The sequence below is a fragment of the Chryseobacterium sp. 22543 genome, from assembly GCF_052044565.1.
Lineage (GTDB): Bacteria > Bacteroidota > Bacteroidia > Flavobacteriales > Weeksellaceae > Chryseobacterium.
In genome coordinates, this window is the sequence record NZ_JBQENH010000004.1 from 498,170 (window position 1) to 513,073 (window position 14,904).

At 36.2% G+C, this 14,904-nt stretch carries 19 protein-coding genes; 12 read left to right on the forward strand and 7 right to left on the reverse strand.

The window, feature by feature from the left end; translation table 11 throughout:
* Positions 1–151: 151 nt before the first annotated feature.
* From ACTJIP_RS16670 to ACTJIP_RS16680, 3 genes are all read right to left on the reverse strand, one after another.
* Entirely contained in the window at positions 152–973 is an 822-nt protein-coding gene (locus tag ACTJIP_RS16670) for a helix-turn-helix domain-containing protein (RefSeq protein WP_077413301.1), read from the reverse strand.
* Between the two features lie 302 nt (positions 974–1,275).
* On the reverse strand, positions 1,276–2,328 hold the full coding sequence (gene thiL, locus ACTJIP_RS16675) for a thiamine-phosphate kinase (RefSeq protein WP_440704853.1): 1,053 nt from the start codon (positions 2,326–2,328) through the stop codon (positions 1,276–1,278).
* Between the two features lie 94 nt (positions 2,329–2,422).
* Positions 2,423–2,917: an acyl-CoA thioesterase gene (locus tag ACTJIP_RS16680; protein WP_047380131.1), complete on the reverse strand. Its 495-nt coding sequence runs from the start codon at positions 2,915–2,917 to the stop codon at positions 2,423–2,425.
* 103 nt (positions 2,918–3,020) lie between these two features.
* On the opposite strand from ACTJIP_RS16680, the gene ACTJIP_RS16685 reads away from it, so the two are divergent.
* From ACTJIP_RS16685 to ACTJIP_RS16710, 6 genes are read left to right on the forward strand one after another with little or no spacing between them, the layout of a single operon-like run.
* Positions 3,021–4,223 carry an NAD(P)/FAD-dependent oxidoreductase gene (locus ACTJIP_RS16685; protein ID WP_440704854.1) on the forward strand — a complete coding sequence of 401 codons (1,203 nt, stop codon included), beginning with the start codon at positions 3,021–3,023 and terminating at the stop codon, positions 4,221–4,223.
* 30 nt (positions 4,224–4,253) lie between these two features.
* Positions 4,254–5,555 carry an alpha/beta fold hydrolase gene (locus ACTJIP_RS16690; protein ID WP_440704855.1) on the forward strand — a complete coding sequence of 434 codons (1,302 nt, stop codon included), beginning with the start codon at positions 4,254–4,256 and terminating at the stop codon, positions 5,553–5,555.
* A gap of 19 nt (positions 5,556–5,574) precedes the next feature.
* Positions 5,575–6,003, forward strand: coding sequence for an energy transducer TonB (locus tag ACTJIP_RS16695; RefSeq protein ID WP_077413298.1), 429 nt, complete (start codon positions 5,575–5,577; stop codon positions 6,001–6,003).
* Between the two features lie 33 nt (positions 6,004–6,036).
* Positions 6,037–6,450 (forward strand): hypothetical protein, encoded by a 414-nt coding sequence (locus ACTJIP_RS16700; RefSeq protein WP_440704856.1) that lies wholly within the window; start codon positions 6,037–6,039, stop codon positions 6,448–6,450.
* A 5-nt stretch (positions 6,451–6,455) separates the two neighbouring features.
* The gene (locus ACTJIP_RS16705) at positions 6,456–7,094 is read left to right on the forward strand and encodes a DUF2306 domain-containing protein (protein WP_180564897.1); all 639 of its coding nucleotides are present in this window, start codon (positions 6,456–6,458) and stop codon (positions 7,092–7,094) included.
* Positions 7,091–8,011 (forward strand): YARHG domain-containing protein, encoded by a 921-nt coding sequence (locus ACTJIP_RS16710; RefSeq protein WP_180564896.1) that lies wholly within the window; start codon positions 7,091–7,093, stop codon positions 8,009–8,011. Before ACTJIP_RS16705 ends, ACTJIP_RS16710 begins: the two co-directional genes overlap by 4 nt.
* Before the next feature lie 24 nt (positions 8,012–8,035).
* On the opposite strand, the gene ACTJIP_RS16715 is transcribed toward ACTJIP_RS16710, so the two are convergent.
* The 3 genes from ACTJIP_RS16715 to ACTJIP_RS16725 form a co-directional block, all read right to left on the reverse strand.
* Positions 8,036–8,437: a DUF2809 domain-containing protein gene (locus ACTJIP_RS16715; protein WP_180564895.1), complete on the reverse strand. Its 402-nt coding sequence runs from the start codon at positions 8,435–8,437 to the stop codon at positions 8,036–8,038.
* Between the two features lie 71 nt (positions 8,438–8,508).
* Complete coding sequence (locus ACTJIP_RS16720; protein ID WP_077413293.1) at positions 8,509–9,162, reverse strand: thioredoxin family protein; 654 nt, start codon at positions 9,160–9,162, stop codon at positions 8,509–8,511.
* Positions 9,163–9,172: 10 nt separating this feature from the next.
* Entirely contained in the window at positions 9,173–9,655 is a 483-nt protein-coding gene (locus tag ACTJIP_RS16725; RefSeq protein ID WP_077413666.1) for a TlpA family protein disulfide reductase, read from the reverse strand.
* Positions 9,656–9,794: 139 nt separating this feature from the next.
* On the opposite strand from ACTJIP_RS16725, the gene ACTJIP_RS16730 reads away from it, so the two are divergent.
* The 5 genes from ACTJIP_RS16730 to ACTJIP_RS16750 all read left to right on the forward strand — a co-directional run bounded on the left by ACTJIP_RS16730 (position 9,795) and on the right by ACTJIP_RS16750 (position 11,614).
* Complete coding sequence (locus tag ACTJIP_RS16730; RefSeq protein ID WP_077413292.1) at positions 9,795–10,625, forward strand: hypothetical protein; 831 nt, start codon at positions 9,795–9,797, stop codon at positions 10,623–10,625.
* A gap of 122 nt (positions 10,626–10,747) precedes the next feature.
* Entirely contained in the window at positions 10,748–10,909 is a 162-nt protein-coding gene (locus ACTJIP_RS16735) for a hypothetical protein (RefSeq protein WP_172625708.1), read from the forward strand.
* A gap of 41 nt (positions 10,910–10,950) precedes the next feature.
* Entirely contained in the window at positions 10,951–11,106 is a 156-nt protein-coding gene (locus ACTJIP_RS16740; protein WP_139348445.1) for a bacteriocin, read from the forward strand.
* Between the two features lie 154 nt (positions 11,107–11,260).
* Entirely contained in the window at positions 11,261–11,428 is a 168-nt protein-coding gene (locus ACTJIP_RS16745) for a bacteriocin (RefSeq protein WP_139348444.1), read from the forward strand.
* A gap of 30 nt (positions 11,429–11,458) precedes the next feature.
* On the forward strand, positions 11,459–11,614 hold the full coding sequence (locus tag ACTJIP_RS16750) for a hypothetical protein (protein ID WP_175627169.1): 156 nt from the start codon (positions 11,459–11,461) through the stop codon (positions 11,612–11,614).
* Positions 11,615–11,654: 40 nt separating this feature from the next.
* Here the strand turns inward: ACTJIP_RS16750 and mutS are convergent, their stop codons facing one another.
* Positions 11,655–14,249 carry a DNA mismatch repair protein MutS gene (gene mutS / locus ACTJIP_RS16755; protein WP_077413290.1) on the reverse strand — a complete coding sequence of 865 codons (2,595 nt, stop codon included), beginning with the start codon at positions 14,247–14,249 and terminating at the stop codon, positions 11,655–11,657.
* A 124-nt stretch (positions 14,250–14,373) separates the two neighbouring features.
* Here mutS and ACTJIP_RS16760 point away from each other — a divergent pair, with 124 nt between their 5' ends.
* Complete coding sequence (locus ACTJIP_RS16760; protein WP_077413289.1) at positions 14,374–14,904, forward strand: GNAT family N-acetyltransferase; 531 nt, start codon at positions 14,374–14,376, stop codon at positions 14,902–14,904.

Sequence of the window (14,904 nt, forward strand, 5' to 3'; positions counted from 1 at the left end):
TCACAGGCGGTTTTTCAGCTGCAAAGTTGCTGTAAAAAGCACCACATTTCAATAAAAGAACTGAAGGAAGTATAGGACAAACTGAAGATTTAAATACAACAATAAATGAAAAATATTATTTTAAGCCCATCATTACAGTAAATATTGAGGATTATATTTTTTCATTATTCTTAAAACTGTCAGGATTTTGGCTAGTATGTTTCTTAAAAAACCTTGAAAAATATGAAGCATCGTTAAAACCGAGTTTAAAAGCAATTTCCTTTACTGTGAGCGCTCCAAAGCTAAGTTCTCTTTTGGCTTCCAGGATAAGACGCTGGGAAATCATTTTTTTGACTGTCGTTCCTCTCAAAAGGCGCACAATATCATTAAGATGATGTGTACTTATCTTTAATTGAGCTGCATAGAAACTTGTTTCTTTATGCACTATATAATGCTTCTCAATAAGCCCCACCAGTTCCTGAATCCGTTGACGGTCATTCAATAAAGGTTCCTGAGTATGAATTTGTTCTCCAATAATGATACAAAATGCTTTCAGATATGCCTTTAAGAGTTCTGTTCTTGATGTAGCTTTATATTCCTGCTCAATCAATGATATAATTGTACTGCAGGTTTTTTCATTTTCCGGATTTAAAAAAAAGGGAAGCTCTCCTCCTGTAAGTACCGATTCTATATCACAGGCTTCGTTGAAAATCTCCCTGCTTATCGCCATTGCGTATCCCTCCTCTCCTTCCAGCTTCATGTTGAATGCCTGTCCTGGTGCAATGATACAGATCTGATTGTTTTCAAGTTTATAGCTTTCAAAATCCAGTTCCAAACGGCTATTTTCATACACTTCCCTGAACCAGATAATTTCAAAAAAATTATGCCGGTGAACATCATGAAAATTCTCCGGGCCTGCTGCACTCAGAGTACTCATCTGAAATTCTTCGGAAGTCAGATGGTGAACCGGGATTTCTTTTTCGGGTGTAATCATCACTATATTGTAAAGTAATTAACTATAAACAAAAACCACAGCAAAAAAAGTGCTGCGGTTCTCTTACAATATTTAAAATTAAATATAATTTTTCAATTTTATCAGACTGATATTTATAATCATCAGTCTATTTTTAGCTAAAAACAAAATAATAAATCAAACTCCAGACTGTTACGAAGAAAAAAACAAAAAAGAGCGATTCTTTCAGATTCTGATCCTGTTTTTTAATGTAATGCTTATAAAGAGTCACTATTATGAATGCAATAATAACTAAAACCGGTAGTACGGTAAACGTATACATTTTATTGGTTTAAAAAAGCATCCCAACCCTGAGCAGTAAGTGCTACCAACTGGTTAGATCCTCTCGCCACCATAAAGTTTCCTTCTTCTTTTTCTACGGCATGACCTATAATGGTAAAATCCGGGTGATTTTTAATTTTATCAAAATCATCTGGCGAAATCGTAAATAAAAGTTCATAATCTTCACCACCGCTTAAAGCAGTCATTACCGGATTCAAATTCATTTCATCCGCGGTAGAGATCGTAAGGTTGTCCAGTGGTACTTTTTCTTCATACAATCTGAATCCTACTTTTGACTGATCTGAAAGGTGAAGGATTTCGGAAGCCAGGCCGTCTGAAATATCAATCATAGAAGTTGGCTTTATATCCAGTTCTTCCAAAATCGTTTTAACGTCTGTTCTTGCTTCAGGTTTCAGCTGTCTTTCCAGTATATAGTCGTAGCCTTCCATTTCCGGCTGCATGTTCGGATCTGCAAGATACACAGCATGTTCTCTTTCCAGAATCTGTAATCCCATGTAGGCACCCCCTAAATCTCCGGTTACCACAAGAAGATCATTAGGTTTTGCTCCGCTTCTTTTTACGATATTTTCCTCATTTTCAATTCCTACAGCGGTAATACTCATCACCAGCCCCGAATTGGAACTTGTAGTATCTCCTCCAATCAGATCAACCTTGTATCTTCCGCAAGCAGCCTGAATTCCGGAATAGATTTCTTCTAAAGCTTCCACCGGAAAACGGTTGGAAACCGCAAGAGAAACCAATATCTGTGTAGGAGTTGCATTCATTGCTGCAATATCGCTAAGGTTTACTACCACCGCTTTATAACCTAAATGCTTCAATGGTACATACCCAAGATTGAAGTGTACTCCTTCCGCCAGCACATCTGTGGTAAGAACTATTTTTTTGTTATCAGGATTGATAACCGCTGCATCATCTCCTACTCCAAGCTCCGAAGATTCATTGGATAGCGGAAAATGCTCTGTCAAATGCTTAATAAGACCGAATTCTCCTAATTTTGAAATGGGCGTCAGCTCCTGTGATTTATCTTCAAACATGATTTTTTTTATTAATGTCCAATGTAAAAAGTATGAATGATTTAAAATTGCTTCTCAAACTCTAAACATTGAACCTTGAATTTTAAACTTTGAATTATTTAATCAATTCTGCCGGGTCGATATTGTGTGGATGGAAAGGAAATTTTTTGAAATCTTCTTTCGATAATACAACCGTTTCCGGGCTTTTATATTTATTCATTGCTTCCACTACATCATCCGGCGGAGTGGTCATTTTTCTAAGCATCATATCAATCCATACTCCTGTAGCTTCTGCAGTGGCGCAGTGCATTCCATCTGGTGTATAGAATTTGTGTACGAAACGATAAATGGAAGAATCTTCTGCACAACCATCTATTTCCACACTTACAATGACAATTTGATCTGCATATATTTCTTTGAAGAAAGAATATCTTTCGTGCAGGATAACAGGACCAATTCCCCATCTGCTTAGCTGGGTAACTCCCATTTTCTCTTTAGTCATAAAAGCCATTCTGGCTTGCGCACAATACTGTACATATGATGAATTGGCTAAGTGCTTATTGGCATCAAGATCGCTCCATCGCACTTCAAATTTATGGTAGAAAATCATTTTTGGTCTCGTTAAAATTATAATCTTCAAAAATACTCAAATAAGATGGTTTATAAAAATTGTACTTTTGAAAAAATAATCTTCCGCATAGGATTACATATACATGAAACAGATCATTATTATCGGAGGCGGTGCTGCAGGCTTTTTCTGCGCATCCAATCTTGACGAAAAGAAATATACAATTACGATTTTAGAACAGAACTCGGATGTTCTTCAGAAGGTTAAAATTTCCGGAGGTGGGCGTTGCAATGTGACTCACGCATGCTTTGATCCAAGAGAACTTGTTCAGTTTTATCCTCGTGGAAATAAGGAACTATTAAGTGTTTTCAGCAAATTTCAGCCTGGAGACACGATGGAATGGTTTGACCAGCGTAATGTTCCGTTGAAAATTGAAAATGACAACAGAACTTTCCCTGAAAGTAATTCTTCTCAGACGATCATCAATACTTTTCTGAACGAAACCCAAAAGAAAAATGTCTCTGTAAAAACAAAATGTACGGTAAAAGAGATTGAAAAGCAGGATGAAAAATATATCGTAAAGACCAATTCGGGGGATTTTGAAGCCGATTATATCGTATATACTACCGGAAGCTCACCAAAATCTCTAAAAATGGTTGAAAATCTGGGTCATAAAATTGTAGACCTCGTCCCTTCCCTTTTTACATTTAATATTAAAGATGAATTGCTTAAAGATCTTCCGGGAACAAGCTTTGAAAATGCAGGAATCTCCATTCCAAAGCTGAAAACTGACGAGAGCGGGCCGCTGCTTATTACCCACTGGGGACTTTCCGGACCTGCTGTTCTGAAAATCTCCGCATGGGAAGCTATAAGTCTGGCAAAACTTAAATATAACTTTGAAATTGAAGTTAATTTTATTTCCATAGAAATGGATGAGGCTGAAGAAATCTTCCATAGTTTTAAACAAAGCAATCCTAAAAAGACCATCGGACAATCGAAGATTTTTGATATTACCAACCGATTCTGGCAGAAGATTTTAGACATTTCAAAGGTTAACCTGAACAAACAGGTTGCTAATATTTCCGGAAAGGAAATGCAGAAGATCCTAGAAAATCTTTGTCAAAAGAAGTTTCAGGTAACCGGAAAATCTACTTTTAAAGATGAGTTTGTGACGGCTGGAGGTGTTGATTTAAAGGAAATTAACTTTAAAAACATGTCTTCAAAATTACTTCCTAATTTCTATATTGCCGGAGAAGTTTTGAATGTAGATGCAGTGACTGGCGGTTTCAATTTCCAGGCATGCTGGAGTGAAGGATGGCTTATTGCACAGGATCTCAATAATTTGTAAAAAACACTATTTTTACTAAAAACTAAATACATGAAAAAAAATTTCGTATTCCTTCTTCTGTTCTGGCTGTTCTTAGGATATAGCCAGGAAAGATCTATTGTTTCTAGCTGGACCGCATTTACACAAGCCCTAAATATAGAGAATAAACAAAACTGGAATTTCCGGGTAACGGCAAAAATCCGAAAAGACAATAAAGATAATAATTCCAACTGCGGTCTATGGTGCAGAATAGACAATAAAGACCGTTCTACCGGTTTTTTTGAGAATCAATATTATGGAATCAAAGTCACTAATGAATGGAAAACATATGAAATAAAAGGAATCATCAATACCAATGCGAAAACAATCAATATCGGAGCTTTTGCACAAGACAATGGAGATTTTTATTTTGACGATTTCAAGTTGGAAGTCAATGATGGAAAGTCAAAAAAATGGCTTGAAATTCCTTTAGAAAATTCAGGTTTTGAGAACGATATTACTGCATCAAATGCCTGGTTTGAAGGAATCCATTCTCAGAAAATAACCCATGTAAAACATTTTACGGTTGGATCTTCAGATTACAAGCCATTCAGTGGCCATAAATCATTGCTGATAAAGGGTCAGGGCATTATAGGTTCCATGCCGGATGGAAAATTTATGGAGGTCAATGGTATTAAATTATATTACGAGATCTATGGAGAAGGAGAACCATTGCTTATGCTTCATGGGAATGGACAATCCATCAGTGCTTTTATGAACCAAAAGGATACTTTTGCTAAAAAGTACAAAGTTATCATTGTAGATTGCCGTGAGCGTGGAAAATCTACTTATGACAAAACGAAAGAACTTACCTTTGATATTCAGACAGAGGACCTTAAGCAGTTTTTAGAGAAACTGAACATCAAAAAAACAAAGATTCTGGGCTGGAGTGACGGCGGAATTCTTGCTTTATCCATGGCTATGAAATACCCTCAGCTAGTAGATAAAATTGCCTGTTCCGGAGCCAATATTTTCCCTGAAGGAGTCAAAGATGATGAGTTTAAATCTATGAAAGAAATGCTCGCCAGCCTTACTAAAGAGAATAAAGACCATAAAAATGATGTTTTCATAGACCTTTTGAATCTTGACCTTAAATATCCAAACTGGCAATATGAAGATCTGAAAAAAATTCAGTGTCCGTCATTGATTATTGCTGGCGATAAAGATCTTATAAAAACAGAACATACGGTAAAAATAGCGGAATCTATTCCACAAGGGCAACTGGCTATTATTCCGAATACAAGCCATTATGTTCCTGAAGAAAAACCAGAATTGTTCAATGAACTCGTTATCGATTTTTTTGAAAATAAATAATCTGAATTCCCCATAAACCATGAAAAAAATATCAATACTGATTTTACTGTTAGGAGCTCAGTTTGCCTTTTCCCAAACAACACAAAAAGAAGAGCAGCAATCACCATCTCCTTCGTCAGAGATAAATAAAGATGAGCATAAGGTAGATGATACTATATCTATTGCTCCGGAATTTCCAGGTGGAATGGTAGCCATAAGAAAGTATATAAGCAGTGAAATGGATATTTCTAAATTTTCGAACTCTCCTGGAACATTTAAATCTGTAACGACTTTTGATGTTAATCCTGATGGAAGTATTAGCTCAATTTCTACAACTGGCAATAGTCCTATTCTGAATAAAGAAATGGATCGTATTATGAAGAAATTAAAGAAAAAATGGAAGCCCGGTACTATAAACGGACAACCGGTTAAAACCAAATTTACCATGCCGATGGGCCTAAGTATTTAAAAAACTAATCCAAACAGACTATAAACTAATATGATGAAAAAAATATCAACATTCATTTTATGCCTTGGATTTGGGCTGGCTTTTGCTCAGACACAGGAAACTAAAACGCAGCCCACAGAAGATCATTCCAGAAATGAGAATATACCTGAGCAAAGTAAGCCATCAGAATATCCTGGTGGAATTTCTGCATTCATGCGGGATGTAACTCAAAAAATTAATTCTAATCGAATAAAAGGGCCAAAAGGTAAAGCCTGCTCCAATGCAAAATTCTCAGTCAATGCTAAAGGTGAGATAGAAACTATTATCGTAACAGGAGAAAATGAATCTCTTAATCATGAAGTGGAAAGAGCTATGAAATCTATGAAAACCAAGTGGACTCCCGGAGAATACAAAGGGCATCCTGCGTTGATTTGGTTTACCGTCCCTTTCACTATCAATTTTGAATAATTAAAATGCTCTCTGCTAAAAGAAATAGTAATTCCTTCTTTAAAATCCTTCTCATCATAGGATTCGGGTATTTCTTTTGGCTGATGCTGAAGATCACCTTAGAATACATTCCTTTTAATCCTGAAGTCAGTTTTCTGATGATCAAACAGACGGAAGTTATAGACAGACCTGAATATCTTACATTTTTTTATACTCACGTTTATACAAGCATTTTTGTCCTTCTTTCAGGATTTCTGGCTATTCTCAGACTGAATTTTGGATTAAAAAACTTTCATCGGAATATGGGAAAAATGTATATTTTTCTCATTCTGATTTTCGCTGCCCCTTCTGGAATCTATATGGGACTCTTTGCAAACGGAGGGCTTTTATCAAAGGTTTCTTTTGTTATTTTGGGCTTTTCATGGTGGTTTTCAACATATAAAGCATATCAACTGGCAAGACAGAAAAGGTTCAAAGAGCACAAGCAATGGATGTGGCGGAGTTTTGCTTTTACATTATCTGCCATTACTCTGAGAATGTGGAAAGTAATTATTGTATATTTATTTCATCCCAATCCAATGGATGTCTATCAGATCATTGCCTGGTTGGGCTGGATTCCCAATATCCTTATTATTGAATATTTAATCACAAAAAAACATATATGAAAATTGTAAATTACACTCTTATTTCTTTACTGGCAGTTTCTTTGGCAAGCTGTAAAAAAGAGGGAAATACCAATGAATCGGGGAAAGATTCTCTGACCGCCAAAAAGGACTCTGTCGTAGTACCTGAAGTTCATCAAGAATATTACGGAATTTACACAGGTGAATTTGCCGGAATGGAAAAGGTAGTTGACGAGACAGATGGTTCGGAATATGATGTCAACAATTATAAAAGAATTTCTTTAAAGATCAACAGAATTACAAAGGACAGCGTTTACGGACAAAGTATTGTAAATGGCAACCAACGCCCGTTCAGAGGTGTTTTCAATGAAACATCTACCTCTTTTGTCCTGGATGAACCGGGAAATGACAAAACAGACGGAAGGTTTGAAGTAAAACTAAAAGGTGACAGCTTAACCGGAAAATGGAATGCCTTCGATAAAACAACAGTTAAAGCGCCTTCAAAAACACTTAAGCTCACTAAAAAAGAGTTTGTTTATAATCCCAACTTTATGCTTGATAAGGATTCTGATCTGGTAGACTGGTCCAATCCCAAAGAATTTACAGAAAAGTACAAAGATGAAGAAACCGGAAAGACAGAAAGCTATAAAACGTCTAAGAACCGTATCGCTTCAGAAGCAATATTCAAACTAAATGCCTCCAAGCAGAAACTGACAGAAAAAGATCTTAAAAACTTAAGAAAACTTGATCTTGAGATCATCAAAAATTCCGTATTTGCAAGACATGGTTACTCTTTCAAAAAAGAAACCTACAGAAATTTCTTCGAACAAACAGACTGGTACATCCCGGTTTCCAGCAATGTAGACAATGATCTTTCTCCAATGGAAAAGGAAAATGTGGCTTTATTGAACCGTTTTACCAAATATGCAGAGGATAAATATGACAGTTTTGGGAGGTAGGTAATAGGGGTTAGGTTGCAGGGATTAGGAATTAGAGGTTGAGGTTACGCCTTCACTTTTTGTTATTCTTACGAAAATATAGAGCAGTAGACAGCCTATGGCATAGCAAAGGTTATCAATCCATGAAAAAGAATTTCCAATAACAATATACATCAGGCTTCCAGAACGGAAGCCTAATTTTTCTGCAATATGGAAATACTGTGCAAATTCTATCAAAAATGAAAAAATAAGGATCCTCAGAATCAGTTTCTCATCATTTACTTTTACAAAACTCTTTACGAAAGTATAAAGAAGCATCACCACAATAACATCCCCGAGATAAGCTCTTACGAAGAAAATACCGCTCAGTTTAGTGGCAATCAATACTTCTACAAGAAAAATAAATAGGGTCAGAAGGAGATATTTAAGGCTGAATTGTAATTTCATTTCAAAAGGGATTAGGCATAAAAAATCGGTATTCAAGGAACACCGATTTTATTTTTATGTGAGCAAATATATTATTTCTTTATTTTAATTGTACATCCGATAGCTACCGTTTTAGTCATTTTTACCGGCTCTCCTTTTATCAGAGCATTTACGGCATCCTGAGCATAATATTCGGATACATCATTCGGGTTATCATAATTATTGTCGATAGCACCAATATATTTCACAATATTCTTTCCGTTTTCTTTCTTCAGTACAAAAACATGAGGAGTCTTTGTCGCTCCGTACTGTGGATAAATTTTCTGCCCTTCATCTACCAGGTATGGGAAAGTAAAACTTTTTTGCTTTGCTCTTTCAATCATCTGCTGGAAGCCGTCTTCAGGCTGTACATTAGGATCGTTAGGATTAATCGCGATTACCGGGTAACCCTGAGCTTTATATTTTTTATCCAGCTCAATAATTCTGTCTTCATATTTCTTGGCGTATGGGCAGTGATTGCATGTAAATACAACAATGAATCCTTTTGCACTCTTAAAATCGCTTAAAGAAACCATTTTGCCATCAATATTTTTAAGCTTAAAATCAGCAGCTTCATCTCCTACTTCATAGCCTTTTGAAGAAATATTCTCTTTCTGAATTTTGTTTTTATCATGATCTGTCGTTGTAAAGCTCAGTAATCCAAGCCCAACGATGAATGCGGTCATTAAAATTTTCAGGTTTTTCATAATTGATTATTTATTGTAGATTTTCTTTAATTGTTTTTTCAAGGTCTTCTTTGCTCATTTCACCGTCATTGAAATGAACTTTCACTCCATTTTTATAGAACAGCGTTACAGGAATATTCCCATCCCAGTCTTTTTCAAACTTGGGGATCCAGGTATTCATTCTTTTGATATCATCCAGTAAGAGAACCTCAGCAGTAAGGTTTTTATTTTTAATAAATTTCAATACTCTTTCTTTATCTGCCAGCCTGTCCAGTGAAACCAAAATCATTTTCTGATTATCAGCAAACTCAGCATTCACTTCCATAAAGTGAGGAAGCTCTTTTACGCATGGCCCACAGGTTGTTGACCAGAAATTGACAACCAATAATTTGTTTTTTTCCTGCTGAATCCGCTTTTCCAGATCTTCATATTTTATCACAGAAACTTCAGTCTGCTGGGCTTTAAAAACCGTACAAAATATAAATATAGCTAATATCTTTATTAAATTCTTCATATTAAAAACCATAAAATACTAAAATTCAACGATATATAAAAATAAAATTCACCTATTTCATAAATTATTTACAAATGAACAATTTATTTTTATCATGGATACATTTTTTTAATACTTTTACAGCCTTAAACTTAAAACCATGAAAAAAACTTATTTGCTTCTGCCAATTTTCTTGTTGGCATCATGCTCTAGCAGCAACGACGATAATGATTCACCTAACAACAACGGAAATAACAATGATAACAGTCCGGTTTTGGTAACAAAAATGACGATGGACGGAGATGTTTTAACGTTTACGTATAACGGTTCAAAAATTTCTCAGATCAAAAATCTTACTGAAGGAAGTGTAACTACATTTATCTATGCAGGTGATCTTATTTCCCAGTCTGTAGTCAATGGTTCAAATACCTCTCTTACTACGAAATTTACCTACGACGGAAATGGCAGATTATCAAAAAAAACAATTAACGGGATTGATTTCGGTGGATCATGGAACTCAGAATCCAACTATACTTATCAAGCGAATAACAATGTGAAAATAGTATACACTGCGTCTACTTCAGGATCAACAAGATCTGAAACAAGAAATGCTGTACTGAATGCTGATGGATCGATGAGTAGCTGGACTGGTACTCTTTCAAGAACTCAAAATAACACTACTGAAACAGCAACTTCTACCTTAAAAACAGTGGTATATGATACCAAAAATGCTCCTTTAAAAAATATTACCGGATACCTAAAAATCATTGATAATGAAGATGAAAGCGGATCTGCTCACAATACATTAAGCTACAATCACATCGTCAGTTACAATAATGGAACCGGAACTGAATGGACAATCTTCAAATCCAATTTTGAATACAATGCCAGTGGTTACCCTACAAAAGAAATTCGAAGCTATTACGAGAAAACAGGGAATACACCTTCAGGTTCCACGGATGTTAATACTTACGAATACAATCATTTATAAAACACAGAGCGCTTAAGGCGCTCTTTTTTATTTTTAGACACAGAGGTGTTAATTTTTTTCACAAGCTATAGAATTATACAGATGATTTTGTATATTTGAGTAGAATCAAAAACTAAATTACCATGAAAAAATCAAAAACTCAAAAGAGAAAGCTTTCCAAAAGCGAACTAAAAGAAATTAATGGTGGAGCACTTCCTCCAAGATGCCTTCGAGGGTTCTGTACACATCCTGATTCGGGAGAAATGGTTCCGGGTCTTGTAGGAAAAGACGGATTCTGTTGCTAATCAAAAAAATTTCAAGAAATCAAATCAAAACTAAAATTATCATGAAAAAATCAAACATTCAAAAAAGAAAATTGACAAAAAGTGAATTGAAACAAATCAATGGAGGTAGCGGCCCCCTTTGCCCGGGAACTTGTTTCTGCAATATTGACGGTGAAATGACTATAGGCTCATGTGACACCAAAGGAAGATGCTGTTAATAGCAAATATCATTTCATAAAAAAGATTGAGGGGTTTCCTCAATCTTTTTTATGAAATGATATTTGCGTCAAAAAAAAGTTAACAATTTGACTTACAATATTTTGAACATAATAAAATAACTTGTAAATTAGCTTTCACCAAATTCAAATTATTATGAAAAATTCAAAAAATCAAAAAAGAAAGCTTAGTAAAAATGAGCTTAAAGAAATCAGTGGCGGAGCCAACAGACCCATCTGCCCAAGAGTAATAAGTTGCACAGATCCTCACACCGGAGAAGAACGCTCAGGAGTGCCTGGCATGCAGGATGGATTTTGCTGTTAACCAGGTTGATAATATTTAAACAAGGCGGATATGAAAAATTCAAACCTTAAAAGAAGGCTCACCAAAGCTGAGCTCAAAGAAATCAACGGAGGTGCAGCTGCATGTGCAGAAGGTCTATGTAAACTAAGAGGAGTAAGCCATTTCCTTATTATCGGACCGAGGGGTAAAGACGGCTATTGCTGCTAATTAAAACTAAACTTTAACATCATTAAAAAAAATGATTGGATTAACCTCCAATCATTTTTTTTATCGCATTCAGCTTCATTAAAGCTTCAATAGGTGTCAATGTATTGATATCTATTTTTGTAAGTTCCTCACGGATATTTTCCAGAACAGGATCATCCAGCTGGAAGAAGGAAAGCTGCATATTTTCCTCAGTCACTCTTTTGATACTTTCAGAAGTACCTCCTCCTCCCTGAGTTCTGCTCGCCTCAAGTGTTTTAAGAATTTCATTGGCTCTGTTGACCACTTTGGCGGGCATTCCGGCCAGTTTTGCCACATGGATACCGAAACTGTGTTCGCTTCCACCAGGAATCAGTTTTCTCAGGAAAATGATGTTTCCTTTATTTTCCTGAATAGAAACGTGAAAGTTTTTCACTCTTTCGAAATTGACTGTCATTTCATTCAGCTCATGATAGTGCGTGGCAAATAAAGTCTTGGATTGCGTTGGATGCTGATGAAGGTATTCAGCAATCGCCCATGCAATAGAAACCCCGTCATAAGTGGAAGTTCCACGACCGATTTCATCAAGCAAAATCAGGCTTCGCTCTGAAATATTGTTCAGAATATTGGCGGCTTCATTCATTTCTACCATGAAAGTTGATTCACCTGCAGAGATATTGTCTGTAGCTCCTACCCTTGTGAAAATCTTATCCAGCATTCCTATTTCAGCATGTTTTGCAGGCACAAAACTTCCAATCTGAGCCAAAAGACAAACAATTGCCGTCTGGCGCAGAATTGCAGATTTACCGGCCATGTTCGGTCCTGTCACCATGATAATCTGCTGGGAATCTTTATCCAGAAAGATATCATTCGGAATATACTTTTCACCCAGAGGAAGTGCATTCTCAATGATCGGGTGTCTGGCTTCTTTTAAATCGATAGCATAGCCATCATTTAAAACAGGCTTAGTATAGCTCTCAGAAACAGCCAGTTCAGATAGTCCGGCAGCCACATCAAGCTGTGCAATAATATTGGAGTTCCCCTGGATCTGATCAATATAAACCATTGTTTCTGCACATAAATTTCTGTACAGTGAAGTTTCCAGAACCCCTATTTTTTCTTCGGCACCCAGGATCTGGCTTTCGTATTCCTTTAATTCTTCGGTAATGTATCTTTCAGCATTCACCAGGGTCTGCTTTCTTACCCAATCATCCGGAACTTTATCTTTATGAGTATTTCGAACTTCAATATAGTATCCGAAAACATTATTAAAATCAATTTTAAGGCTTGTGATACCTGTTCTCTCAATTTCTCTCTGGCACATTTCGTCCAGGAATCCGCGTCCTTTATTCTGTAGATTTCTCAATCTGTCAAGCTCTTCAGAAACCCCTTCTTTAATGATATTTCCTTTGGCAATACTTACCGGAAGTTCTTCATTAAGATGATTCTGCAGGAACTTAATCAATTCTTCAAGATCAAACAAAGGTTCCAGCCACGCCAGCACATCCGCATGAGGATGCAGTAATGCTTTGATTTTATGGATATTAATTAAACTTTGGCGAAGATATCCCAATTCTTTAGGTGAAATTTTCTCTGCAGCCAGTTTTCCCATCAATCGGTCTAAGTCAGAAATCGATCTCAGAAGCTGGCAGATTTCATATTTCAGATGATCATTTTCGTTTAAGAAATCAATCAGAGAAAGCCTTCTCATAATCTCATCCACTGATTTTAAAGGAAGAATGATTCTTCTTCTCAAAAGCCTTCCTCCCATCGGAGTAGAGGTTTTATCAATGATATCCAGCAGCGATTTTCCCTGTGGATTACTGGGATAAACAATTTCAAGGTTTCTCAGGGTAAAATTATCCATCATCAGATAATCTTCCTGTGGAATGATCTGAAGTTTTGTAATATGGGCCAGCAGATTGTGGTGGGTATCTTCTACCAGATAGGCAAAAATAGCTCCTGCTGCAGTAATAGCCAGTGGAAGGTTTTCTACTCCAAACCCTTTTAAAGAATTGGTTTTAAAATGATTCGTTAATTTCTCGTAGGCAAAATTATATTGGAACGCCCAGTCTTCCAGTTTAAAGGCACTTTTATTCTTAATCTGCTCCGGAATCTGTACACTTCTCTGGTAAATAATCTCACTTGGGTCAAAAGTATTGACAATATGAAGCAGCTTTTCCAGGTTTCCTTCACTTACCAGAAATTCTCCTGTAGAAATATCCACTAAAGCAATTCCATATTTCTCTTTTTCTTTGTGTAGAGAAAGCAGGAAATTATTCTTTTTTGAATTTAAAACCTGATCATTGAAGGTAACACCAGGTGTAACCAATTCAGTTACCCCTCTTTTTACAATCCCTTTCACCATTTTAGGATCTTCCAGCTGATCGCAGATCGCCACCCTCATCCCTGCTCTTACCAATTTTGGAAGATAAGAATCTACAGAGTGATGCGGAAATCCGGCCAGCTCTATATGCCCATCGCCATTGGCTCTTTTGGTAAGGACAATTCCCAGAATCTGAGAAGTTCTGACAGCATCCTGCCCAAAAGTTTCATAAAAATCCCCAACCCTGAATAATAATAGCGCATCAGGATATTTACCCTTGATGGTATTGTACTGCGTCATTAACGGAGTTTCTTTCTTCGCTGCTTTTGCCATAGTAAAAAATGAGCCCCAAATTTAGAAAAATAAATTCAGGGTAAGAGAATTGTTTAGAGGTTAATCTTCCCCACTTTTCTTTATCAGTAATTAATTGTATTTTCACCATCAAATCACATCATTCATGGAATTTCCTGTTTTAGAGACTGAAAGGCTTATTTTACGTCAGCTTACTTTCGATGATATCCAAGACCTGTTCGAGTATTTTTCTCTGGATGAAGTTATGGAATATTATGATCTGGATACCTTCAAAACAGAAGAAGACTCCCGACGCATTATTCAGCATTTTAACAATGAATTCGAAAATGGGAAAGGTTTCAGATGGGCTTTGGAGCTGAAATCCAATGGAAAAGTCATTGGCACCTGCGGCTATCATAATTGGTACAGGGAACACTTTAGAGCTGAAATTGGTTATGAGCTCAATCCTAAATTCTGGCAGCAATCTTATATGAAAGAGGCTATTCTCCCTATTCTGACTTACGGATTTGAATCTATGAGACTTCACCGGGTGGATGCTTTCATTGATCCCTCCAATATTTCTTCTGAAAAGCTACTGTCTTCATTAAATTTCAGTAAAGAAGGAACCTTGAAAGATTATTTTTTTGAAAAAGGAAAATTCGTAGATGCAACAATCTTCGGTCTTATCAATAAATAA